General features: G+C 72.7%; 20 protein-coding genes and 1 tRNA gene. 14 read left to right on the top strand and 7 right to left on the bottom strand.

Annotation, left to right across the window (positions count from 1 at the left end):
- Nucleotides 1–11 precede the first annotated feature (11 nt).
- Together ACFY8W_RS06160 and ACFY8W_RS06155 are read right to left on the bottom strand one after the other, a co-directional pair.
- A complete protein-coding gene (locus ACFY8W_RS06160) occupies nucleotides 12–1,142 on the bottom strand; it encodes an STM4014 family protein (RefSeq protein WP_391100825.1) in 1,131 nt (376 codons plus the stop codon).
- Nucleotides 1,139–2,095: an STM4015 family protein gene (locus tag ACFY8W_RS06155; protein WP_391100822.1), complete on the bottom strand. Its 957-nt coding sequence runs from the start codon at nucleotides 2,093–2,095 to the stop codon at nucleotides 1,139–1,141. Before ACFY8W_RS06155 ends, ACFY8W_RS06160 begins: the two co-directional genes overlap by 4 nt.
- A 221-nt stretch (nucleotides 2,096–2,316) precedes the next feature.
- On the opposite strand from ACFY8W_RS06155, the gene ACFY8W_RS06150 reads away from it, so the two are divergent.
- Nucleotides 2,317–3,477, top strand: a complete 1,161-nt coding sequence (locus ACFY8W_RS06150) for a hypothetical protein (RefSeq protein ID WP_391100819.1) — start codon at nucleotides 2,317–2,319, stop codon at nucleotides 3,475–3,477.
- A 131-nt stretch (nucleotides 3,478–3,608) separates the two neighbouring features.
- Complete coding sequence (locus ACFY8W_RS06145) at nucleotides 3,609–4,541, top strand: SIMPL domain-containing protein (RefSeq protein ID WP_391100817.1); 933 nt, start codon at nucleotides 3,609–3,611, stop codon at nucleotides 4,539–4,541.
- A gap of 98 nt (nucleotides 4,542–4,639) precedes the next feature.
- On the opposite strand, the gene ACFY8W_RS06140 is transcribed toward ACFY8W_RS06145, so the two are convergent.
- On the bottom strand, nucleotides 4,640–5,281 hold the full coding sequence (locus tag ACFY8W_RS06140) for a TetR family transcriptional regulator C-terminal domain-containing protein (protein ID WP_391100815.1): 642 nt from the start codon (nucleotides 5,279–5,281) through the stop codon (nucleotides 4,640–4,642).
- Nucleotides 5,282–5,381: 100 nt separating this feature from the next.
- On the opposite strand from ACFY8W_RS06140, the gene ACFY8W_RS06135 reads away from it, so the two are divergent.
- From ACFY8W_RS06135 to ACFY8W_RS06110, 6 genes are all read left to right on the top strand, one after another.
- Nucleotides 5,382–6,584, top strand: coding sequence for an MBL fold metallo-hydrolase (locus tag ACFY8W_RS06135; RefSeq protein WP_391100812.1), 1,203 nt, complete (start codon nucleotides 5,382–5,384; stop codon nucleotides 6,582–6,584).
- Between the two features lie 442 nt (nucleotides 6,585–7,026).
- Entirely contained in the window at nucleotides 7,027–9,042 is a 2,016-nt protein-coding gene (locus ACFY8W_RS06130) for an ATP-binding protein (protein WP_391100809.1), read from the top strand.
- Between the two features lie 6 nt (nucleotides 9,043–9,048).
- Nucleotides 9,049–9,483, top strand: coding sequence for a roadblock/LC7 domain-containing protein (locus ACFY8W_RS06125; protein ID WP_351660570.1), 435 nt, complete (start codon nucleotides 9,049–9,051; stop codon nucleotides 9,481–9,483).
- 2 nt (nucleotides 9,484–9,485) lie between these two features.
- A complete protein-coding gene (locus ACFY8W_RS06120; protein WP_384410910.1) occupies nucleotides 9,486–9,857 on the top strand; it encodes a DUF742 domain-containing protein in 372 nt (123 codons plus the stop codon).
- Nucleotides 9,835–10,470 carry an ATP/GTP-binding protein gene (locus ACFY8W_RS06115; protein WP_391100806.1) on the top strand — a complete coding sequence of 212 codons (636 nt, stop codon included), beginning with the start codon at nucleotides 9,835–9,837 and terminating at the stop codon, nucleotides 10,468–10,470. Before ACFY8W_RS06120 ends, ACFY8W_RS06115 begins: the two co-directional genes overlap by 23 nt.
- Entirely contained in the window at nucleotides 10,467–11,039 is a 573-nt protein-coding gene (locus tag ACFY8W_RS06110; protein ID WP_391100803.1) for a GAF domain-containing protein, read from the top strand. Before ACFY8W_RS06115 ends, ACFY8W_RS06110 begins: the two co-directional genes overlap by 4 nt.
- Before the next feature lie 185 nt (nucleotides 11,040–11,224).
- On the opposite strand, the gene ACFY8W_RS06105 is transcribed toward ACFY8W_RS06110, so the two are convergent.
- The 3 genes from ACFY8W_RS06105 to ACFY8W_RS06095 form a co-directional block, all read right to left on the bottom strand.
- Nucleotides 11,225–12,424 (bottom strand): acyl-CoA dehydrogenase family protein, encoded by a 1,200-nt coding sequence (locus tag ACFY8W_RS06105; protein WP_391100801.1) that lies wholly within the window; start codon nucleotides 12,422–12,424, stop codon nucleotides 11,225–11,227.
- 478 nt (nucleotides 12,425–12,902) lie between these two features.
- Nucleotides 12,903–13,796: a transketolase C-terminal domain-containing protein gene (locus tag ACFY8W_RS06100; RefSeq protein WP_391100799.1), complete on the bottom strand. Its 894-nt coding sequence runs from the start codon at nucleotides 13,794–13,796 to the stop codon at nucleotides 12,903–12,905.
- 119 nt (nucleotides 13,797–13,915) lie between these two features.
- Nucleotides 13,916–14,563, bottom strand: coding sequence for a transketolase (locus tag ACFY8W_RS06095; protein WP_391101743.1), 648 nt, complete (start codon nucleotides 14,561–14,563; stop codon nucleotides 13,916–13,918).
- 236 nt (nucleotides 14,564–14,799) lie between these two features.
- Between ACFY8W_RS06095 and ACFY8W_RS06090 the strand changes: the two genes are divergently transcribed.
- A tRNA-Pro gene (locus ACFY8W_RS06090) sits at nucleotides 14,800–14,876 on the top strand.
- A 652-nt stretch (nucleotides 14,877–15,528) separates the two neighbouring features.
- Here ACFY8W_RS06090 and ACFY8W_RS06085 read toward each other — a convergent pair.
- Complete coding sequence (locus ACFY8W_RS06085) at nucleotides 15,529–16,164, bottom strand: TetR family transcriptional regulator (RefSeq protein ID WP_391100796.1); 636 nt, start codon at nucleotides 16,162–16,164, stop codon at nucleotides 15,529–15,531.
- Between the two features lie 132 nt (nucleotides 16,165–16,296).
- Between ACFY8W_RS06085 and ACFY8W_RS06080 the strand changes: the two genes are divergently transcribed.
- The 5 genes from ACFY8W_RS06080 to ACFY8W_RS06060 are packed head-to-tail and all read left to right on the top strand — an operon-like array spanning nucleotide 16,297 to nucleotide 22,413.
- Entirely contained in the window at nucleotides 16,297–17,451 is a 1,155-nt protein-coding gene (locus ACFY8W_RS06080; protein WP_391100795.1) for a VOC family protein, read from the top strand.
- 36 nt (nucleotides 17,452–17,487) lie between these two features.
- On the top strand, nucleotides 17,488–18,477 hold the full coding sequence (locus ACFY8W_RS06075) for a fumarylacetoacetate hydrolase family protein (protein ID WP_391100793.1): 990 nt from the start codon (nucleotides 17,488–17,490) through the stop codon (nucleotides 18,475–18,477).
- Nucleotides 18,474–20,093: a bifunctional 3-(3-hydroxy-phenyl)propionate/3-hydroxycinnamic acid hydroxylase gene (locus ACFY8W_RS06070; RefSeq protein ID WP_391100791.1), complete on the top strand. Its 1,620-nt coding sequence runs from the start codon at nucleotides 18,474–18,476 to the stop codon at nucleotides 20,091–20,093. Before ACFY8W_RS06075 ends, ACFY8W_RS06070 begins: the two co-directional genes overlap by 4 nt.
- Nucleotides 20,090–22,063 carry an acetoacetate--CoA ligase gene (locus tag ACFY8W_RS06065; RefSeq protein ID WP_391100788.1) on the top strand — a complete coding sequence of 658 codons (1,974 nt, stop codon included), beginning with the start codon at nucleotides 20,090–20,092 and terminating at the stop codon, nucleotides 22,061–22,063. Before ACFY8W_RS06070 ends, ACFY8W_RS06065 begins: the two co-directional genes overlap by 4 nt.
- Nucleotides 22,060–22,413 carry a DoxX family protein gene (locus ACFY8W_RS06060; protein ID WP_391100786.1) on the top strand — a complete coding sequence of 118 codons (354 nt, stop codon included), beginning with the start codon at nucleotides 22,060–22,062 and terminating at the stop codon, nucleotides 22,411–22,413. The genes ACFY8W_RS06065 and ACFY8W_RS06060 overlap by 4 nt, the downstream gene beginning before the upstream one ends.
- The last annotated feature ends 23 nt before the right edge of the window (nucleotides 22,414–22,436 follow it).

Here is a 22,436-nt window from a genome sequence, read left to right as displayed (position 1 = left end):
GACGGGGGGGTTCACGAAGTGCTCGTTCCTGTGGTTCGCGTACGGACGAGGGCGGCGACCTGGGCCGCGTAGGTGTCCCGGCCCTCGGCGCCGCTGCCCGGCAGCCCGGTGAGCCCGGGCAGCAGATCGCCGAAGGCGTTGACCTCGCCCACCGAGAAGCGGCGCCAGCCGCCGGAGGGCAGCAGGTCGACGCCGACGCAGCGGGTGCCGGGGAAGGCCGCGGCGGCCCGCTCGCAGACGGCGAGCGCGTCCGCGAGGCTGCCGCCGGCCGCGCCCGTCGCGGCCCGGACCGCTTCCAGATCGCCCCGGGCGCCGCCCAGATGGAGGTTGGTCATGGGGGAGCGGCTGGTGCGGACCACGGCATGGGTGGCGCGGCCGTCGATCACCACCACCCGCAGATCGGCCGCCCGGCCGTCGAGGGCGGCCTTGGGCACCCAGCGTTCGACGTGCAGCCCGTCGGGAGCCAGGGCGTCCACGAGGGCGCCGACCTCGGCCTCGGTGCGGTAGCGCCGCACGTGCAGCGAGTTGAACAGGCGCCCGTCCGGATCCCGTTCCACCGAGGTGGTGGCCTGGACCCGTCCGCCGCCGGCCGTCTCGACGGCCAGGACGCCAGAGGCGGAGGAGCCGTGGGCGAGCTTCACGAACACCCGGCGCAGCCCCGCACCGGCCATCAGCGCCCGCACGTCCGCCCAGCCCCGCACGGGCGGTGCGCCGGCTCCCGACGTGGGCGAACCGGGCACGGGAACGCCGGCCGCCCGCAGCCGCGCGTGCGTGAGCCGCTTGTCGAACAGGACGGCGGTCTCGGCCGGTTGGTCCACCAGCGCCGCTCCGGCATCCGCCACCCGCGCGGCGAGTCCCGGCAGGGCGCCCGTGAACCGCTCGTACCAGCGCCGCGAGCCCTCCACCCGCGTCGGGTCGTCCGCGCCGCGCAGCAGCCGGTCCACCTCCGGGTCCTCCCCGGGGGTGTCGACGCGGACGGTCTCGCCGGACCGGAACTCCGCCGAGCCGCGCAGCACGTCGATCCACGGCACCACGCGCGCCTCGGGCAGCCCGGCGGCGCGGACCGCCTCCAGGAACAGCAGGACCCGACGGCTCCCCGCGTTCCCGACGACGGCCAGGCGGAGGCCCGCGGCGGAGGTCACTCGCCGACCGCGGTGTAGCGGTTGATCTCGCCGTCGTACACGTCCGGCGTCTGCCGGTCGGTGACGTCCACGTCCACGCCGTGCGGCGCGAGGGCGGCGACGATCCGCTCGCTCATCTCCTCCGAGAGGTAGTGGTGTTCCAGGTCGAGCCGCTTGAGGTGGGTGACCGGCTGCCCGGCGAGCAGGGCTTCGGCGCCGGTGTCGGTGAGCGTGCCCAGGGACAGGTCGAGTTCGGAGAGACGGGCGACGACCGGGGCGCTCGCGACGGCGGCCGCGACGGCGTCCTGGGTCACGCAGTTGCGCAGCGCCAGGGTGCGCAGCGCGGGCAGCCGGGTGCCGGAGAGGATGGACTCCAGGTCCTCGGGGGTGCTGTCGCCGCCGTACCAGGTGGTGCCGAGCCACAGCTCCAGGTGCTCCAGGGCGGGCAGGTCGCAGGCGCCGATGTCCCGCACCACGGCGGCGGGCAGGCCACCGGTCTGCACGACGAGCCGGCGCAGCCCCTCGTGCCGCAGCGGCGGGAAGGCGAGCTCGCTGGCGCCGCGGACGGCCAGCGTGGCGAGGCGCGGATAGGCCGTGAGCAGCGGGGTGACGTCGCACTGGACGATCCAGCTGATCTCGCAGTCCTCGGACAGCATGTCGCCGAGGAACACCGCCTCCAGCGCGGGCAGCCGGTCCGCGGCGGCCACCAGCGCCTCGACGATGGGGGCTGACGAGGTGTCGTACGCCTCGTCCCAGCCGCCGACGACCAGGGCCCTGACCCCGGAGGTGTCGACGGTGGCGAGGAAGCGCTGGAAGAGCTCCTCCCACGGCTCGTCCTCCGCCTCGCTGTACGTCGGCGCGGACAGCCGCCAGGCCACCGACGCGGGGTCGGGCAGCTCGGCCGGCGACCCGGGAGCGGGGAACTCGGACACGGGCAGGTCGTGGAACACCCGCAGGTAATTCCCGATGGTCATGGCTGCTCCAGACACCAGTGCGGCCGCCGGACGGCGTTGATCGGCTGATGGCAGAAGTTCTACCAAGCGGCACTGACAACGCCCGGACCGGGCCGGAACCTGCGGCCGCGCGGGCGGTGGGGCGGGCTCGGCCGGCGGCTCCCGGGTGGGCGAGGAGGCCGAAGACCCGTACCGCGCGTGTCCGTTCCGGAATGTGATGACTTGTCTGATAATCATCATCCGTGTACGTCCGTCGCATCCTCACGGCCCTGTTGCTCGCCACCGCCGCCCTGTTCGCCACGGTCCCACCGGCGGCCGGCGCCGACCCGGGCGAGGGAGGCGGCGCGACCGCCGGAGGGGACACCGCCTCCGCGCCGCGCGCCGCGCCCCCGGCCTCGTTCACGATCTCCGGCACCGACCTCCACGACGCCCAGATCGCCAGGTTCGGCGACACCTACTACATGTACGGCTCGATGTACGGCTGCGGCTTCGAATGGTTCGTCAAGAGCACGCCCTGGTGCGGCTTCGGCGTCTCCACGGCGCCCGCGCCGCAGGGCCCGTGGACTGCGCCCAAGGCGCTGTTCGACCCGACGACCGTCGACCCGTGGACCGACGACTCCTGGCAGGACACCTGCGGTGCCTCCGGGCGGGGCTGCTTCAACCCGCGGATGATCCGCCGTTCCGGCTGGGGCCGCGACGACGGGGCCTTCGTCCTCTGGTTCAACAGCCCCCAGCACTACTCCGCCGACGGGTCCCACGCCTACAACGCGATGGGCTGTGCCTCCGCCGAGGGACCGTGCGGGCCCGCCCCCGTCACCGACGGCTTCTACCGCAAGCCCGCGCTCTCCGTCTGCAAGGGCAACGGCGACTTCGGCATCATCGAGTCCGGCACGCCGGGCGGCCACCCCGCGATCGTCTGCACGCTCCCGGGCTCCTCGCAGCTCAACATCGAGGAGCTCGACGCCTGGGGGAGCGGCGGAACCGGCGTCGGCGTGCGCAAGGTCGCCGGGCTCAAGAAGATCGAAGGACCCGGCGGCTACTGGGACCCGGTGCAGCGGCTCTACGTGCTCACCTACGCCGATCCCGCCTGCGGCTACTGCACCGGCACCCCGATCGGCTACGCCACCGCGCCCTCGCTCTACTCCGGCTGGGCCGCGCCCGACAACCTCGGCTGGAACGCGCCCGCGTTCGGGCGCCGCATCTTCAACGGCAACAGCTGCGGCGGCCAGCCCAGGACCGTGACCGTGCTCGACGGGCGGCCCTGGCAGATCATCGACCTGTGGCTCGGCACCCGCAACGAGGCCGCCGCCGCCACCCATCTCGTCCCGCTCGCCTACACGCCCACACCGGGCGTCGCGGGCGACGGGCAGCTCTGGCGGCCGCCGCTCAGACTCGACTGCTGAAGGCCCGCGGCCCTGGTACGGAGAGGTGAAGGAGAGGGCCGTCCAGGAGTGGCGCGGCGGCGCGACGGGCGGCGGCTGGTGGGATGTGCGCGCCGGACGATCACCGGCAACCACCGCCGAAGGGACCGCCCATGACGCCTCGTCACGCCGACACCCACCCCGGATCCCTCCCGGAAGCCCGGGACGAGGTCCTCCACGAAGCCGTCCGCGAGGCCCTGGACGGAGCGCCGGACGAAGCGCACGGGAAAGGGCACGCCACTGCCGCGACCGGTCGCCGCCGCTCCCCGGGCCGGTGGTCCGGAGGCCCCTTCCGCACGCTTGGCGTCGCCGGCGCCCTGGCAGGCGCCGCGCTCGGCGGGCTCCTCCTCGGCGCCGCGGCTCCCGCCCTCGCCGCCGCGCCGGGGGCCACCGCGTCCGCGGCCGCCGTACGGGCTCCGCAGCCGACCACCGTCACCGTCAGCGGCAGCGGGCGGGCCGCCGCGGCCCCCGACCTCGCGGCGCTCTCGGTCGGTGTCGAGGCCACCCGCAAGACCGCGAAGGAGGCCCTTGCCGCCCAGAGCGAGGCGGCGAAGGCGCTGGTCGACGCGCTGCACGCGCAGGGCATCGCCGAACGCGACATCCGCACCGAGAGCCTCTCCCTGTCGCCGGTCTACACCCAGACCCCCGAGGGCGAGAGCAAGGTCACCGGCTACCAGGCCGGGCAGAGCTTCTCCGTGAAGGTCCGCGACATCGACCGGACCGGCCAGATCATCGGCGCCGTGAACGAGGCCACCGGTGACGCGGGCCGGATCAACGGCGTCGTCTTCGACGTGGCCGACCCCACCACACTGCGCGCCAAGGCCCGCGAGGCCGCCTACCGCGACGCCCACGACAAGGCCGCCCAGCACGCCCGTCTGAGCGGCCACAGGCTGGGCCGTCTCGTCTCGCTCACCGAGGGCGAGAGCAGCCGCCCCGGCCCCGGTGCCGTCCCGAGCGCACCCGCCGACGGCGGCGAGGGCGTACCGCTCGCGCCGGGCGAGATCGAGGAGCACGTGACGGTCACGGCCGTGTTCGAGCTGGTCTGAGCCTCGGGAAAGGGGCTCTCGGCGCTCTGGTCCGAGCCTCGGGAAAGGGGCTCTGGTCCGAGCCCCGGGAAGGGCGCTGCCAGGCCCGGCGGAGCCGGTCACCCTGCCGGCGGCGCGGCCTCCTCCGCGGCACCCGCCGGGTCCGTACCGGGGAGGCCGAGTTCCCGGGCGAGGGCCGCGTCCGCCCAGGTCAGCATCGTGGCGCGGGAGAGGGAACCGCTGTACGAGGTCATCTGGACGGCCAGGCCGTCCAGGAAGGCGGTGAGGCGCCAGGCCGCGGCGGCCGGGTCGGGGCAGCGGAACTCGCCGGCCTCCACACCCTCGGCGATCACCGAGGCCAGCGCCGCCTTCCACGCCTGGTCCAGGGAACCGGCGACCTCGCGCAGCCCGGGGTCGCGCAGCGCGGCCGCCCAGCTCTCGATCCACAGCCGCCATCCCTTGGCCTGGCCGGTCGGGGCGTACCAGCGGACCGCCGCCCGCAGCCGCCGCACCGCCGAGGTCCGCCGCCCGAGCAGGCTGCGCAGCCGGGCCAGGTCCCCCTCGGCCGCGTGCGCGAAGGCTGCCGAGACCAGCTGCTCCTTGGTCGCGAAGTGGTAAAGGACCAGCGCGTTGCTCACCCCGAGCTCCTGGGCCACGTCGGAGATCCGCAGCGCCGCCACGCCGCGGGCCTCGATCTGGGCCACGGCCGCCCGCAGCAGCGCCTCGCGCCGCTCGGTCACGCTCAACCGCTCTCTCGCCACGTCCTGACCCTACACAGCACATGACAAAGACATGATCGCCACGGCGCCTTATCCGGCGGGCCGCCCATAATGAAGGGACCCCCCGACTTCAGGAGGCCCTGTGACCGGCACCGGCTCCGACCACGCGCTGCGGGCACGCCTGCGCGCCCTGCGCCCCGCGGCCTTCGGCGCCGACCCGACGGGAGCGCGTCTGGAGCGCATCCGGCGCTCTCCGAACTTCGCCGACGGGGTCTTCCAGAACCCCGAGGCGGCCCGGCACCGGCCGTCCGGCTCGACCGTCGAGTTCGCCAAGGTCTACTTCGAGAAGGAGGCACGGGCGCGCCGGGCCCCGACCGGCACGATTCCCGTGCACCCCACCACCGTCGCCGACCTGGCCCGGCCCGCGGCCACCGGACTGCGCCTCACCTGGATGGGCCACTCCAGCGTCCTCGCCGAGATCGACGGCCGCCGCGTGCTCTTCGACCCGGTCTGGGGCGACCGCTGCTCGCCCTTCGCCTTCGTGGGCCCCAAGCGCCTGCACCCCGTGCCCGCGCCGCTGGCCGCGCTGGGCCCGGTCGACGTCGTGGTGATCTCCCACGACCACTACGACCACCTGGACCTGCCGACGATCAAGGCGCTCGCCACCACCGACACCCTCTTCGCCGTGCCGCTCGGCGTCGGAGCCCACCTGGAGCACTGGGGCGTGTCCGCCTCCCGGCTGCGCGAGCTGGACTGGACCGAGTCCACCGAGGTCGGCGACCTGCGGCTGACCGCCACCCCGGCCCGCCACTTCTGCGGCCGCGGACTGCGCAACCAGCAGCACACCCTCTGGGCCTCCTGGGCCGTCGAGGGCCCGGACCACCGGATCTACCACAGCGGCGACACGGGCTACTTCTCCGGCTTCAAGGACATCGGCGCCGCCCACGGTCCGTTCGACGCCACCATGATCCAGATCGGGGCCTACTCGGAGTACTGGCCCGACATCCACATGACCCCCGCCGAGGGGCTGCGCGCCCACCTCGACCTCCAGGGCGGCCGGCCGCACGGCGTGCTGCTGCCGATCCACTGGGGCACCTTCAACCTGGCTCCGCACCCGTGGGCAGAGCCCGGGCAGTGGACCAAGGACGCCGCCGACGAGGCCGGCCAGGCGGTCGCCCTGCCGCGGCCCGGCGAGCCCTTCGAGCCCGCCGGAGCCCTCCCGGCCGAGCCCTGGTGGACCGGGATCGCACACCCGCTCGAGCGGCCCTGGCACAGCCCGCGGCCTCCGCAGGCGCCCGCCGCCGAGGGCCGCAGCGACGAGTTCGACCTCGCGGGCGGCCGCTGACGCCGCGCCCGCAAAGGCCGCGAAGGACGCGAAAGCGAATCCGGACCTGACGGTTCCGTCCCGGGGCCGAGGCGCGGACGTGGTACGGCGCGCGCCGGAGCGGGCGCGCGCTCCCTGGCCCGTACACCCGCGACAGGATTCCGGTCAGAGGGGAAAAACGCGGAGGACCGGGGCAGGCGTGCCCGTCCGTCCCCCTCCGCTCCCGACCCGCGCCGAGCGTACGGCGAGTTTCGGCCAACTGTTCCCGGCCTGTCGTGTACGGGGCGATACCAGACCGGCCAGGTCTACGGGTAAGTTTGCCAACTGCGCACCGCACGTGAACGGTTGACGACTATCGTGGGTGCTTGGTGATCATCGGTAGGCTCAACTCACTCACGCAACAACTCCCCCGTAGTGCCACCCCCGTAGTACGCCGATTCCTGGGCACGTACCAAGGACACTCATGTCTCAACTTCGCGCACCCGCCGCGCGGTCCGAACGCCGCGAGGGCGGGCGGCACGGCCGGTCAGGCGCCCGCACCGCCGCCGGCCCGACCGGCGCCGGCTCCGCTCCTTCCCCCACGCCGCTCCCGGCCGAGGCCCGCATACGCTCCCAACTCCTGCGTACCTCCGTCCTCCCGGCGGTCGCCGTCGCCCTTGGTGGCGCCGCGGCCGTCCTGTTCACGATCCGCTCCACCGGAGCCGAGGCGACGCCCGGCCTGTGGGCGGCGCTCACCGGTGCCGCGGCGATCACGGTCGCCTCGGTGACCGCCGCCGCCCTCGGCGCGGACCGCGCCGCCAAGGCGGTGCTCGACCGCGCCAACGCCCTGCGCCGCTCCAGCGCCCGCGGTCAGAGCGAACTCGGGACGATCGTCGAACAGTTGCGCAGGGGTGAGAGCCCTGCGCCGCGCCCCGCAGCCCCCGCGGCCTCGCCCTCCGGTGACGAATTCGACTTGCTCGCACTGGAACTGACCCGCTCTCACGAGGCCGCCGTGGCCGCCGTGGTGCAGGCGGCGCAGCTCTCCAGCAGCGTCGGCAACGAGCAGAAGGTCGAGGTCTTCGTGAACCTCGCCCGCCGCCTCCAGTCCCTCGTCCACCGCGAGATCCAGCTCCTCGACGAACTGGAGAACGAGGTCGAGGACCCGGAGCTGCTCAAGGGCCTCTTCCACGTGGACCACCTCGCCACCCGCATCCGCCGCCACGCGGAGAACCTCGCCGTCCTCGGCGGCGCCATCTCCCGTCGCCAGTGGTCGAATCCGGTCACGATGACCGAGGTCCTGCGCTCCTCCATCGCCGAGGTCGAGCAGTACCCGCGGGTGAAGCTGGTCCCGCCGATCGACGGTACGCTCCGCGGCCATGCCGTGGCAGACGTCATCCACCTCCTCGCCGAACTGGTCGAGAACGCCACGCTGTTCTCCGCGCCGAACACCACGGTGCTGCTGCGCGCCCAGTACGTCACGGCCGGCCTCGCCATCGAGGTCGAGGACCGCGGCCTCGGCATGCCCGTCGCCGAGCAGAACAAGATGAACGCCCTGCTCGCCGACCCCGACCAGGTCAACGTCGCCCATCTGCTCCAGGACGGCCGCATCGGACTCTTCGTGGTCTCCGCCCTCGCCCGGCGCCACGGCATCGCCGTACGCCTCCAGTCGAACATCTACGGCGGCGTCCAGGCCGTCCTCGTCCTGCCGCAGGGTCTGCTCGGCTCCGACCCCGAGGGCCTCGCCCGTGGCGAGGGCCAGGCCCAGCAGGTCCAGCACCAGGCCCAGTCCCACAGTCAGGCCCAGGGCCACGGGCAGCCCCAGCCCCACGCGCAGCCCCAGCCCCAGCACCACACCGCCGGCGTCGGCGCGACCGATCCGCGTACGGCGCCCCTGTCCGCGGTCCCCGCCGCCGACCGCCCGGCACCCGCCCACGGCACGCCGGCCCACGGCACCGCGCTCCACGGCACGCCGGCCCACGGCGCACCCGGTCACGGCGCCCCGGCCCACGGCACTCCCGCCCACGGCACCCCTCTCCCGATGCCGCATACCCCGGCAGCGCCCGCGCCCGCCCCCATGACGGCGCACGCGTCGTCGCACCTCCCGGCCCCGCACGTCCCCGCCCCGGCGCCCGTTCCCCCGACGGCGCAGCGGCCCGCGGTGTCCACCCCCGGAGCGGCCGGCGTCGCCGGCGCACCCGGCGTACCGTCCCAGCCCGCCCACGCCGCGCCCGCCGGGCCCGGCACCGCACACCCCGCTCCGGCCGCCGAGGCCCCCACGGCCCCGCACGGCGGAGCACCGGGCAGGCCCGTCCTCCCCAAGCGGCGCGCCCAGGAACACCTCGTCCCGCAGCTGCGCGAGGAGCCCACGGTCCGCAAGCCCGAGGAGCACGCCCTGCACGACCCGGGTCTGATGGCCGCCTTCCAGCGCGGCATCGGACTCGCCGAATCCCAGCCCGCCCCCCGTGAATCGCTGCGTCCCGGCGACGCGCACAAGGAGTAGATGCACATGGCGAGCAATGCGCCGCACGGCCATTCCTCGGATCTCGACTGGCTGCTGAGCGGCCTGGTCCAGCGGGTGCCCTACACCCGTAACGCCGTACTGCTCTCCTCCGACGGCCTGGTGAAGTCCGTCCACGGCCTCGACCCCGACGCGGCCGACCACATGGCCGCCCTGGCCTCCGGCCTGTACTCGCTCGGTCGCAGCGCCGGCGCGCGCTTCGGCGACGGCGGCGAGGTCCGGCAGGTCGTCGTCGAGCTGGACTCCACCCTGCTGTTCGTCTCCACCGCCGGCTCCGGCACCTGCCTCGCCGTCCTCGCCGGACGCGAGGCGGACGCCGCCGTGCTCGGCTACGAGATGGCGATGCTCGTCAAGAGCGTGCGGCCGTATCTGGTCACCCCGGCCAGGCAGGCCGCCGGCGCGGCGGGCAGTGCGGGACAGTGACCATGGCCTCCCATCAGGAAGGGCCCTGGCTCGACGACGCGGCGGGCCGGCTGATCCGTCCGTACACCGTGAGCGGCGGACGGACCCAGCCCACCGCCGCGCTCGACCTGCTCTCGATGGTGATGGCGACCGGCACGGCACCGCAGGCCCACATGGGTCCCGAGCACAGCCTGGCCCTCGGGCTGTGCGAGGGGCCCACCTCGGTGGCGGAGATCGCGGCGCACTTACGGCTTCCGGCCGTCGTCACCAAGGTCCTGCTCTCCGACCTCGTGGACTGCGGGGCGCTCACCGCCCGAGCACCCCGCTTCCACGCCAACCCAACCGATCGTTCCTTGCTGGAGGCAGTGCTCGATGGCCTACGACAACGGCTCTGAGCGCCACGACCGAGGCCCCGAAAGCCTCGCGGCCGACCCGTTTCCCACCGCGCTGAAGATCCTCGTGGCGGGCGGGTTCGGGGTCGGCAAGACCACCTTCGTCGGCGCGGTCAGCGAGATCGAACCGCTGAGCACCGAGGAGCTGCTGACCTCGGTCAGCGCTGCCACCGACAGCCTGGAGGGCGTGGAGTCCAAGACGACCACCACGGTCGCGATGGACTTCGGCCGCATCACGCTCGACGACCGCAACGTGCTCTACCTGTTCGGCACCCCGGGCCAGGAGCGGTTCTGGTTCATGTGGGACGAGCTCTCCGAGGGCGCCCTCGGAGCAGTCGTCCTCGCCGACACCCGCCGGCTCCAGGAGTGCTTCTCGGCCGTCGACTTCTTCGAGCGGCGCGGCATCGGGTTCGTGGTGGCGGTCAACGAGTTCGACGGGGCCTACCGCTACGAACCGCAGGAGGTGCGGGCGGCCCTGGACCTCAAGCCCGACGTGCCGGTCGTGCTCTGCGACGCCCGGATCTCCAGCTCCGCCATCCGCACCCTGCTGACCCTCGTCCAGCATCTGCTCACCACCATCCCGGCCGCCGTGCCGACCTACGGAGCCACGACATGACCTACGACCCGACCGGTCATCTGCTGCTCACCCCGATCGACCAGGAGGCCCCCGCCCGGGTCCGCCGCCTGCGCGAGCTGGGGCTCGGCGAGCAGCCGGACCCGGCCTTCGACGAATTCGCCCACCGGCTCGCGGAGGTGACCGGAGCGCCGTTCTCGATGGTCAACTTCATCGACGAGAACCGGCAGTTCTTCGCCGGTCTGCACACCCCGGCCGGCACCCACTCGGGCACCGACCTGGGCGCCACCGCCGCCGGCAGCGGTGGCGTCGGCCGCTTCATGGCGCGCGACCACGGCTACTGCCCGCACGTGGTGGTGCGCCGCAAGGCCCTCGTCCTGGAGGACGTCTGCGACTACCCGCGCTTCGCGGGCAACCCGGTCGTGGACGAGATCGGCATCCGCTCATACATGGGCGCTCCGCTGATCGACCGGACCGGCACGGCGCTCGGCACGATCTGCGTCGTCGACACCGACGTCCGCCCTTGGGGGCGGGCCGGCCTGGAGACCATCAAGGCGATGGCGGCCGAGCTGGTGGAGCAGATCCACCGCCGCGAGGACGGCATGATCTGACGTACTGCGTACTGATCTGACGTATTGATCAGGCGGCGGGATCAGGCGGCTGGTTCAGGCGGCGGGATCCGTCGGCCCGGTCTCCCACGGCCTGGTCGTACGGTCCCCCGTCCGAGACGTACGGATGCCCCGGGGTTCGGCTCCTTTGCCGGACTCCGGGGCATTCTCCTGCTGTTGACGTGCCGTCAGACGTGAGCGGGTTCCATGCGGACCACGTCGGCTAGCCGCTCCGACCAGCTGCCCTTGTCCTGGCCGAGGGCGACCTCGGCGAGCCGGAGGAGCTGGATGTCGGAGGTGCCCGCGGGGGCGAAGATGTGGTGCGCGTCGCGGAGGTACCGCTCGATGGGGCGGTCGGTGAACAGACCGGCCGCCGCGTGGATCTCCATCGCGTTGCGCCCGGAGTCGATCGCGGACTCGACGTTCACCAGCTTGGCGTTCATCAGCTCGGTGTCGCACGACATGCCCTGGTCGAGCAGGTGGACGGCGTGGTACGCGGCGAGGCGCGCGGTCATCAGACGCGACTGCATCTGGCCCAGCTTCAGCTTGACGGTGGGGAGTTCGGCGAGCGGCTTGCCGTAGCGGATGCGCTCGGTGGCGAAGCGGGTGGTCTCCTCCAGGATCGCCTGGTGGATGCCGAGGGACACGGCGGTGAGGTTGGCCCGACCGTAGAGGACGCTGGAGGAGTACGCCACGGAGAGGCCGTCGCCCTCGTCGCCGAGCCGGTTGGCGGCCGGCACCCGGCAGTTCTCGAAGATGAGCTCACCGAAGCTGAAGCCGTGCAGGCCCATGGAGGGCTGCTGCGGACCGGTCCGGAATCCCGGGCGGTCGGACTCCACGAGGAAGGCCGTGAGCCCCTTGGAACCGGGGCCGGTCCGGACCACGACACCGTGCAGGTCGCCGACGTGGCTGTTGCCGACGTAGACCTTGCTGCCGTTGAGGACGTAGTCGTCGCCGTCACGGACCGCGCTCGCGGTCATGCCGAGGACATGTCCGCCCGACTCCGGCTCGGTGACCGCGATGGTCGGCAGGCAGTCGCCGGCGGCGATGGCCGGAAGCCAGGTCTTGCGCTGTTCGTCGCTGCCGAAGTGGACGATCTTGGCCGTCCCGAGCTGCGAGGCCTGGACCATGGCGCCCATAGCGCCGCTGACCCGGGACAGCTCCTCGATGATGATCGTTTTGGCCAGATGGCCGGCGCCCATGCCCCCGTACTCGTGGCCGATAGTCGCTCCCAGCCAGCCCTGTCGGGCGATCAGCCGGGACAGTTCGTGGTGGACCGTGCGGCCGGCTTCCATCTCCGGTATGCGTGGCCGAACCTCACGCTCTGCGAAGTCCCGCACCCTCTGCCGGAGCTGGTGATGCAGCCGGCTGCTGAAGTAGCCGTCCATAGGGTCCTCCTCTGCGAAACGCCTGCTCGTCGAGTGGTCCGAGCAGGTGGTGCATCGGCAGTGGTCCCGTCCCGAACAGGCCGACCACTTCATGGTGTTGATCTTTCCGGGGTGGATCAATATCGACACCAAGTTTGTCTGAAACCGGAACGGTTGACGTTCGTTTCTGACTGTGTTTCGCGTGGTCTTGGCCTGCTCAGTCGAGTCGGACGGGCATTTCCCATGGTCGTCTTTCTGCCACATGCCAACGGCAAGAGTTTCAGGGGCATATGACATGCAGTCGGGCGTGATCCCCCCATGCCTCACTTCATCACCGAAGGGTCGGCATTCCGGACCCGTCCCCTCCTCCCGTACGCGTCGGCGCCGCACGGCTCCCGGCCCCGCGAACCCGCCCCGGCCGGCCCGGCGGAGGCGCGCCCCGGGAGTTGCGGGGCGCAAGGGTCCGTAACGGAGCGTGAGCGGCGATCGCCCGGCAGGGTCATCCCAGGAACGCGCCGATCCGCGCCCGCAGTGCCGCCGGGTCGAGGCCCTGGCCGGCCAGGTGCTCCTCGATCGAGCCGTACCGGCGCAGCTCGCGCCGGCCGATGCCCAGACCGAGCACGCGGTGCGGCTGCTCGACGAGCGCGTCGTTCGCGGCCGCCGTGGACGTCCCCTCGAGGTACGGCTCCACCAGGACAACGTCCGGGCGCGACCCGGCGACCGCCCTGCGCAGTGCCGCGCCGTCGAAGGGCCGCACGGTCGTGGCGTAGAGGACCGTCACGTCCAGGCCCTCGGTCGCGGCCAGCACGGCGTCGAGCATCGGACCCACCGCGACGACGACCCCCCGAGAGCCTTCGCGCAGTGTCGTGAACCCGCTCCGGGAGACCGGGTGCGCCGAGGCGTTCGCGTGCACCGACAGCCTCACGTAGACCGACTCGTCGCTCGCGGCGGCCCGGCGCAGCAGCGTCTCCGCCTCGTCCGGGTGGCCGGGCACGTGCACCGTCCAGCCGTCCAGGGTGTCCATCAGTGCCACGTCACCCGGTGACATATGGGTGAAGCCGCCAGCCGGCCAGTCGTACGAGCCGCCCGCGCTGACCAGGACGCCGTGCACGCCCTGGTGCCCGAAGTCCAGCTTCAGCTGCTCGAAGGGCCGCTCCACGAGGAAGCTGGCGAAGGTGTGCATGATCGGCCGCATCCCGGTCAGGGCCATTCCGCCGCCGACGCCGATGAGCAGCTGCTCCCGGATGCCGACGTTGACGGCACGGTCGGGATGCCGGTCGAAGGTCTGCTGGAAACCGTCCTTGCTGATCTCGGCCAGCACCAGCGCGAGCCGCGGATCCTCGTCGAGCAGCCGGCCGGTGGTGGCGATGAAACGGTCGCGCATGGTGTCCATGACGGGGTTCTCCTCAAGAATGTCGTGATGAGGTGCGAGCGGCTCGGCGCGGGAAGCCAGTGCCGGGATCGGTGCGGAGGTCGATGCAGAGGCCGGTGCAGGGGGCCGGTGCGAGAGGCTCACTGCTTGGGCTCGACCCGGGCGACGACCGCCCGCGGCCGCCCGGGGTGCGGGGCGGTGAAGGCCGCGTACAGCGCCTCGTGATCACGCCCGTCGACGGTCTCGGCGGACCAGCCGGCCGCCTCGAACCGCGAGGCGATGCCGCCGGGCCAGCCGTAGGTGGCGGAACTGTTGTCGATCACCAGGGTGTGCAGCTGTTCGAGGCCGGCGGGCCCGGCGTAGGCGAGCGCCTCGTGGTTGCTGCCCTCGTCCAGCTCGGCGTCCCCGATCAGCACCCACACCTGCGGATCGGTGAGCCCCTGCGCCCGCAGCCCGAGCACGGTCCCCACCGCCAGCGGCAGCCCGTGCCCCAGCGACCCGCTCCCGATCTCCACCCCGGGCACCAGCGTCCGGTCCGGGTGGTGCCCGAGCGGCGAGGCGTAACCGCCGAACCCGGTCAGGAGGTCCTCGTCGACGAACCCCTTCTCCGCGAGCACCGCGTAGTACGCCATGGGCCCGTGCCCCTTCGACAGCAGGAAGCGATCCCGCCCCGGATCCCCGGCGGTCCCGGGCGACACCCGCAGCACCCGGTCGTAGAGCACCCACAGCGCGTCGAGCGTCGAGGTCGCCGCGGTCGAGTGCTTCTCGTCCCCCGTCATCAGCCCCATGAGCCGGCCGAGCCGCGCGATGTCAGCGGCCACGTCGCCGGCCCCGTGGGCGGCCGTGTCCGTCGTGTTCGTCGCATCCGTGGTGTACGTCGTGTACGTCGTGTTGTTCATGACGCACACGGTGCTACCTCAAGCGCACTTGAGGTCAAGCCGCAAACGGGTTCGTGACCACGCGTGGAAGTGCGGTATTGTTCTCATGCACGTCGGGCCGGGGAAACCCCAGGTCAGACGGGTGCCGGGACGTGGCGCAGCTTGGTAGCGCACTTGACTGGGGGTCAAGGGGTCGCAGGTTCAAATCCTGTCGTCCCGACCATGCGGAAACGCAGGTCGGAGGCCGTTCTCTCGTGATCGAGAGGGCGGCCTTTCGTGCGTCCAGGGCCGTGGTGGTCGCAGAGTGGTCGCACGCCCGAGCCGGGGATGGTTCGCCAGGGTGCTGGCGGCGGGCGGCGTGGGGGAGCGGAGCTGGTGGAGGGCTGCGCGAAGGCGGTGGATGTGGGAGTTCCGAGGCGCCGGCCTGCGGTGATGGTGGCGGTGATGCTCCCGCGAGCGAGATGGTCCGGGAACGGGGGCCGGTCTGCCGCTTGTCGGCGACGTCACCGTGAGTGCGGCCGTCTCCGTGGCGAAGGGCAACCCGCATCGCCTCCACGAACGTCCGCGCGGTCCAGGGCGAGCTGATCCCGCCCTTGAGGGCGCTGCTCGACAAGGCCCTGGAAGAGCCCGTCCCGCTGGGCGGGAACGTCCCCGAAGGAGTGCACCCGCGCTCGGTCACCACCGGGGAGAGCGGGGACGATGCCCACTTCACCGGCCGCTCGGTCACTACCGCGGAGGGCGGGGACGAGGTCCGCTTCACCGGCCGCTCGGTCACTACCGCGGAGGGCGGGGTCGAGGTCCGCTTCACCGGCCGCCCGGTCACCCTCCGTTCAGGCGCGTCGTCCACCGCGTGGCGAGCGGGCGTCGGTGGTCGGTCAGGCGGGGTCGGGGAGGGGGCGCCGGGCGACCTCGTGGGCGTCGTCCGGCGGGACGCCCAGCATGCGCAGGACCATCTCGGCGAGGTTCACCGCGGCGTCGTCGCCGTTCACGTCGGGGCGGGCGAATCGCAGCTCTACCAGGGACAGCAGGGTTCCGCCCAGTGCCGACAAGGCGATCGTCGGGTCGACGGCGGTGAAACGGCCGGAGGCCATGCCGACCTCGATGTCCCGCAGTGCCCGCCGGGTGAGGCCGTTGTCCGCATGGACGTGGCCAAGGCCCCGGCGGCGCAGCACCTGCATCAGCTCCGGGTGCGAGTCGGCCATGCGGGCGCTGAGCCGGAAGCCCGTCGCGACGAGCTCCGCGGGGTCGTCGATGCCGGCCAGGTGCTCGTCGAAGCTCTGGCCGAACTCCTCCAGGGCGTCCTGCACCGCGGCCTCGAACAGCTCCGTCTTGGACTCGAAGTGGTTGTAGAAGGAGCCGAAGCCGACGTCGGCGCGCTCGGCGATCGCCTGGATGCTGGCGCTGGTGTCGCCGTCCTCGGCGAGTATCTGGCGAGCCGCGCGGACGAGAGCCCCGCGGGTCTCGGCGCGACGCCGCTCGAATCGGTTGCCGGGCGGGGCTGACGTAGGCATGTCCGGATTCTAACTGCGGGCGATGACCATCGCAGTCCTGATGAATTCATCATTTCCATCGCGAGCACCTTGACGACGGAACTGTCAGACTTGATGATTTCATCATTACGGCAATGTCGCTTGGAGGACACCATGTCCGAAACCCGCGTCGACGCAGTCGGCGTCCCGGACGTCAGGACGGCCCATCAGGACCTCCACAGCGCGCAGGGCGCCCAGCGCGGCGAGCATCCCGGGCGCTCCCGGAACCCCGTGATCAAGGTGGCGGACCTGGCCTGGCTGGAGTTCGAGAAGCCCGACCTGGACCGGGCCGAGGTCTTCGCCCGGGACTTCGGCTTCGGCATCGCCGCCCGGAGCGAGAGCGAGCTGTGGCTGCGGGGCACCTTCGCCGGCTCACCGTGCATGGTGATCCGGCGCGGCCGGGCCTCCCGTTTCATCGGCCCGGCGTTCCGCGCCGCCGAGCGGGCCGACCTGGACCGGCTGGCCCGCGCCACGGGCACGTCCGTGCGGGACGCGGACGTGCCCGGCGGCGGCAAGGTGGTCGACCTGCTCGACCCCTCCGGCTTCCCGGTCCGGGTCGTGCACTGCGCGGAGGAACTGCCGGCGCTGCCCGAGCAGCAGCCGCTGCTGCTCAACTTCGGCACCGGTCACCGTCGCACGAACGTCACCCAGCGCCCGCCGCGTGAACCCTCCCGCATCCAGCGCCTGGGCCATGTGGTCCTGGAGACCAGGGTCTTCGGGCGCGCCCTCGACTGGTACCTGGACACCCTCGGGATGATCGTCTCCGACTTCCTGTTCCTGGACGGTCAGCGCGACCGCGGCCCCACCATGGCGTTCATCCGCTGTGACCAGGGCAGCCGGGCCGTCGACCACCACACGCTGGCCATGCACCTGGGCCCGGGCAACGGCTACGTCCACTCCGCCTACCAGGTGACCGACCTCGACTCGATCGCGGCCGGCGGAGAGTACCTGGCGGAGCGCGGCTACCAGCGCAGCTGGGGCATCGGCCGGCACATCCAGGGCAGCCAGCTCTTCGACTACTGGCGCGACCCCGACCGCTTCATGCTGGAGCACTTCGCCGACGGCGACCTGTTCTCCTGCGACCTGGAGCCCGGCTGGGCGCCCATGTCGACCTCCGGCCTCGCCCAGTGGGGACCTCCTGCCACCCGTGACTTCCTCGGCGCGAGCCCCTCCCCGCAGCGGGTCCGTGACGTCATCGAAGCCCTGCGAGGCGACAACGAGATGGACCCGGCACGCCTGCTGGGCCTGCTCAAAGCCGCCAAGTCCTGAACCCCGCACCCCCAACCCCCTCACAAAGGCACTGACATGAGCACGAACGTCCTGCGCACCGCCGACGGCTGGTGGGTCCTCCGCGGCGACCGGGCCGTCCCCGTCGACAGCAAGGCCGCCACCACCGCCGAGCTGATCGCCGACCGGGCGGCCGTCCGCGAGGCCGCCCTCTCCGGGGAGCCGGGCACGCCCGTCGCCGACCTGGTCGCCCTCTCGCCGGTCACCACCCCCTGCCGGGTGGTCGCGCAGATGGTCAACTACCGCAGCCACGCCCGCGACTCGGGCTTCACCGGCGACATCCCGCCCGCCTTCTTCCGTAAGGCGTCCGGGTCGGTGAGCGGCCCGGGCGAGGCGATCGTCCGGCCGTCGCACGTGAAGTTCCTCGACTACGAGATCGAACTCGGGCTCGTCGTGGGCGCACCCCTGCCCGTCGGCACCGTGGTCGAGGAGCGCGACCTGCCGTCGTACGTCGCCGGGCTGGTGATCACGAACGACGTCAGCGCCCGTGAGGTGCAGCTGACCAAGACGCAGTTCTACGAGAGCAAGTCGTACCCGACCTTCACACCGACCGGGCCCTACCTGGCGCTGCTGGAGCCCGAGGACTTCGCCCACCTCCTCGATCTGCGGCTGCGGCTGTCGGTCAACGGCGAGCTGCGCCAGGACCGCACCCTCGCCGACATGATCGTCCGCCCGGCACAGGCGCTGACCTTGCTGGCCCGCTTCCAGACCCTCGACCCCGGCGACCTGCTGCTGACCGGGACCCCCGGCGGCACGGCCCTCAAGGCCCCGCCCAAGGCGGTCGAGAAGATCGGCGCGCTGCTGCCGCCCGCCGTGAAGTGGAAGGCGTTCTTCAAGAGCCAGGCCCGTAACCCGCACTACCTGCACACGGGTGACGTGATCACGGCGACGATCTCGACCGCGGACGGGCGGATCGACCTCGGCGAGCAGCGCACGCCCGTCACGGACGCTGGGGGTACCTCCCGCTCGAAGAGCTTGGGGGAAGGACCCGAGGTGAGCCGCACATGACCGCCGACCAGGCCGGACCCCGGGACACCGCAACCGGGCCCGCACAGACGGACCCCGTACCCGTCGTGATCATCGGTGCCGGGCCGGTGGGCGTGACCGCCGCCCTCCTCCTCGCCCGGCGCGGGATCCGCACCGTCGTCCTGGAACGCCACCAGGACGTCTACCCGCTCCCGCGCGCCGTCGCCACCGACGACGAGGTGCGCCGCATCCTCCAGGCCGCGGGCGTGGGCGAGGAGTTCGCCGCGATCGCCCGCCCCGCGAACGGACTCCGGCTGCTGGACGCCCGGCACCGGGTCATGGCCGAGTTCCGGCGCTCCGAGCACGGCCACCACGGCTACCCGCAGACCAGCATGTTCGACCAGCCCGAGCTGGAGCGACTGCTGCGCGACGCCCTCGCCGATCGCCCGGAGTGCGAGCTGCGGGGCGGTGTCGAGGTCACCGGCGTCGGCCCGGACCCGGCCGGCCCCGTGCGCGTGACCTACCGCGACGACGACGGTGAGCATCACCTGTGGGCCGAGGCGGTCCTCGGCTGCGACGGCGCGGGCAGCCTCACCCGTGACGCCATCGGCGCCGCATGGGAAGACCTGCGCTTCGAGGAGCGCTGGACCGTCATCGACGTCCGCACGAAGGCCGACGTCCGCTGCTGGGAAGGCGTCGACCAGGTCTGCGACCCGCACCGGCCGGCGACGTTCATGCGCGTCGGCGAGGACCGCTACCGCTGGGAGTTCCGGCTGCAAGAAGGGCAGCAACCGGTCCGCGAGCTGATCGCCCCGTGGCTGTCGCCCTCGTACGACGGGGACTTCGACGTCGTACGGGAGACGCAGTACACCTTCCGGGCACGGGTGGCCGACCGGTGGCGCAGGGGACGGGTGTTCCTCCTCGGCGACGCCGCCCACCTCACCCCGCCGTTCATCGGGCAGGGACTCTGCTCGGGCCTGCGGGACGCCTACAACCTCACCTGGAAGCTCGCCCGAGTCCTCCAGCAGGGCGGCGACGAGCGGCTGCTCGACACCTACGAGAGCGAGCGCAAGCCGCACGCACGGCACGTGATACGGCTCGCGGTCGCCATGGGCTGGGCCATGACCGGCGGCCAGGACGGCGCCGCCGCACTGCGCCGCAGGATCCTGGCCGCGGCCTGCCGCATACCCGGCCTCACCGCGGCGGCGGGCCGCGACCTCAGCCCCTCCCTGACCGCCGGGCCCCTCGTCCGGCGCCATGTGCGCAGGAGCCTCGTGGGCACCCACTGCCCGCAACCATGGGTGGTGGGACCCGACGGCCGGCGCACCCGTCTCGACGAACTGCTCGGCAACGCCTTCACCGTCCTGACCGCCGCCGATCCCTGGCCCTCGCTGGGCGCCCTCGCCCACGGGCTCGGCGTCCCGGCGATCCCCGTGACCGGCCTCCGTGACGACGGCACGCTCGCCGCCTGGCTACGCGCCGGCCGGGCGGACGCAGTCCTGCTGCGCCCGGACCGCGTCGTCATGGACGTCGTCCCGGCCGGGAGGCACGACTTCACGGACACCGCCGCTTGGGCGTCCCTCCTGCACACCACGCGCAGCCCTGACCCTTCCCCACGGACCGCCGAGAACAGCCTCCCGAGGAGCGCCACACGATGACCAGGCCGTACCCGGAGCCCTTCGCGGCGCCCGATCCGCAGGCCGTCGCCGACAGCCGCATCATGGACTTCGCCCGGCACGCCGGCGTGGACGGCACCGACTACGCCGCCCTGCACCACTGGTCGGTCACCGACCTGGAGGGCTTCTGGGGCGCGGTCTGGAAGTACTTCGACATCGACGCGGACACCCCGTACGAGCAGGTACTGGCCGAGGAGCGGATGCCCGGCGCCCGTTGGTTCCCCGGCGCCACCCTCAACTACACCCACCACGCCCTGCGCAACCTCGCCGACGACACCGTGGCGATCATCGCCCTCGACGAGACCGGCTCCAGCCACGAGGTGACCGGCGGCCGGCTGCGCGCGCAGGTCGCCTCCGTCGCCGCCACCCTGCGCGATGTGGGCGTCGGCAAGGGGGACCGGGTCGTCGGCTACCTGCCCAACACCCCGCACGCGATCGTCGCCTTCCTCGCCGCCGCGAGCCTGGGCGCCGTGTGGTCGGTCTGCGGGCAGGACTACGCCCCCAAGGCCGCCGCCGACCGCTTCGCCCAGCTCGAACCCACCGTCCTGATCTCCGCCGACGGCTACCTCTTCAACGGCACCACCCACGACCGCCGAGACGCCACCCTCGAACTCGCCGGCGCGCTGCCGACATTGAAGGCCACCGTGCTCGTGGACCACGTGGGCCTGCCGTGGGCGCCCCAGACGTACCCGTCACCTGTGGTGCCGTGGGAGGACGCCGCCACCCGCACCGAGGAACTCACCTGCACGCCCGTGCCCTTCGACCACCCCTTGTGGGTCGTGTTCTCCTCGGGCACCACCGGCCTGCCCAAGGGCATCGTCCACGGCCACGGCGGCGTCCTGCTCGAACACCTCAAGACCCTCGGCCTCCACTCCGACCTCGGCCCCGGCGACCGCCTCCTGTGGTACACCACCACCCACTGGATGATGTGGAACCTGGTCGCCTCCACGCTGCTCACCGGCGCCACCACGTGCACCTACGACGGCAGCCCGGCGCCCTCCGCCAGGCTCGACGTCCTGTGGGAGCTGGCCGCGCGCCACCGGGTGACCGTCTTCGGCACCAGCCCCCAGTACCTGCTGGGCATGGCCAAGTACGGCATCGACCCCTCGGCGCACGACCTGTCGTCGGTCCGTGTGGTCGGCTGCACCGGCTCCGCACTGCCGGCCTCCGCCTATCCCTGGGTCCGCCACCACGTCGGCGACCACGTCCTGCTCGCCTCCATCAGCGGCGGCACGGACGTCGTCTCCGGATTCGCCGGCAGCGCCCCCAACACACCGGTCTGGGCGGGAGAGCTCTCGGCACCCCACCTGGGCGTGGCCCTGGCCGCGTACGACGCCGAGGGCCTCCCGATCGTGGACCAGGTCGGCGAACTGGTCGTCACCCGCCCGATGCCGTCCATGCCGCTGTACTTCTGGAACGACGCCGACGGAACCCGCTACCGCGACGCCTACTTCTCCTCCCACCCCGGCGTGTGGCGGCACGGCGACTGGATCACGGTCACCGGACACGGCTCCGTGATCGTCCACGGCCGCTCCGACAGCACCTTGAACCGCAACGGCGTCCGCCTGGGCAGCGCCGACGTCCACGACGTCGTCGAACGCCTCCCCGAGATCACCGAGGCCCTCGTCATCGGCGCGGAAGAACCCGACGGCGGCTACTGGATGCCCCTGTTCGTGGTCCTCGCCGCCGACGCGACCCTGGACGACCCGCTCCGCGAGAAGATCAAGGAGCAGATCCGGACCGGCGCCTCACCCCGCCACGTCCCCGACGAGATCCTCGAAGTCCCCGGCATCCCGCACACCCGCACCGGCAAGAAACTCGAAGTCCCCGTCAAACGCCTCCTTCAGGGCGCCCCGGTCGAGCAGGTCGTCAACCCGGCAGCCGTGGACGCCCCCGACCTCATCGACCACTTCGCCCGCCTGGGCGCCGAACGCCGGGACCGGTCGACATGACAGCCGCGCAGATCGCCCTCGCCGCCCTCCTGACCCTGGTCTTCCTGCCACTGGGAGCGGCGAAGATCGCCGCGGTGCCGTTCATGCGCCGGGCGGCAGCACACCTCGGCATGTCGCCGGGCTTCTACCGCCTCGTCGGCGCCCTGGAAGTGGCCGGAGCCGTCGGACTGGTGCTCGGACTGGCTTCCACGCCCCTCGGGATGGCCGCCGCGATCGGGCTGGCGCTGCTGATGACCGGGGCGGCGGTGGTCCACCTGCGCCACGGCGACCCGCCCGCGCGTGCCCTGCCCGCCGTCGTCCTTGCCCTGACGTCGGTGGCGTACGCGGGCGTGGCACTCGGAAGCGGCTGACGGACCAGATCCTGCGCTGACGC

Source organism: Streptomyces sp. NPDC012637 (genome assembly GCF_042954805.1).
Taxonomy (GTDB): domain Bacteria; phylum Actinomycetota; class Actinomycetes; order Streptomycetales; family Streptomycetaceae; genus Streptomyces.
Note: the sequence above shows the minus strand (reverse complement) of the source record. Positions and strands in the feature narration are given on the sequence as shown.

Coding starts and splice junctions, on each gene's coding strand:
- ACFY8W_RS06155 (WP_391100822.1), bottom strand. CDS start 2,095: ATGACCATCGGGAATTACCTGCGGGTGTTCCACGACCTGCCCGTGTCC.
- ACFY8W_RS06145 (WP_391100817.1), top strand. CDS start 3,609: ATGACGCCTCGTCACGCCGACACCCACCCCGGATCCCTCCCGGAAGCC.
- ACFY8W_RS06130 (WP_391100809.1), top strand. CDS start 7,027: ATGTCTCAACTTCGCGCACCCGCCGCGCGGTCCGAACGCCGCGAGGGC.
- ACFY8W_RS06125 (WP_351660570.1), top strand. CDS start 9,049: ATGGCGAGCAATGCGCCGCACGGCCATTCCTCGGATCTCGACTGGCTG.
- ACFY8W_RS06120 (WP_384410910.1), top strand. CDS start 9,486: ATGGCCTCCCATCAGGAAGGGCCCTGGCTCGACGACGCGGCGGGCCGG.
- ACFY8W_RS06115 (WP_391100806.1), top strand. CDS start 9,835: ATGGCCTACGACAACGGCTCTGAGCGCCACGACCGAGGCCCCGAAAGC.
- ACFY8W_RS06110 (WP_391100803.1), top strand. CDS start 10,467: ATGACCTACGACCCGACCGGTCATCTGCTGCTCACCCCGATCGACCAG.
- ACFY8W_RS06105 (WP_391100801.1), bottom strand. CDS start 12,424: ATGGACGGCTACTTCAGCAGCCGGCTGCATCACCAGCTCCGGCAGAGG.
- ACFY8W_RS06100 (WP_391100799.1), bottom strand. CDS start 13,796: ATGGACACCATGCGCGACCGTTTCATCGCCACCACCGGCCGGCTGCTC.
- ACFY8W_RS06095 (WP_391101743.1), bottom strand. CDS start 14,563: ATGGGGCTGATGACGGGGGACGAGAAGCACTCGACCGCGGCGACCTCG.
- ACFY8W_RS06085 (WP_391100796.1), bottom strand. CDS start 16,164: ATGCCTACGTCAGCCCCGCCCGGCAACCGATTCGAGCGGCGTCGCGCC.
- ACFY8W_RS06080 (WP_391100795.1), top strand. CDS start 16,297: ATGTCCGAAACCCGCGTCGACGCAGTCGGCGTCCCGGACGTCAGGACG.
- ACFY8W_RS06075 (WP_391100793.1), top strand. CDS start 17,488: ATGAGCACGAACGTCCTGCGCACCGCCGACGGCTGGTGGGTCCTCCGC.
- ACFY8W_RS06070 (WP_391100791.1), top strand. CDS start 18,474: ATGACCGCCGACCAGGCCGGACCCCGGGACACCGCAACCGGGCCCGCA.
- ACFY8W_RS06065 (WP_391100788.1), top strand. CDS start 20,090: ATGACCAGGCCGTACCCGGAGCCCTTCGCGGCGCCCGATCCGCAGGCC.
- ACFY8W_RS06060 (WP_391100786.1), top strand. CDS start 22,060: ATGACAGCCGCGCAGATCGCCCTCGCCGCCCTCCTGACCCTGGTCTTC.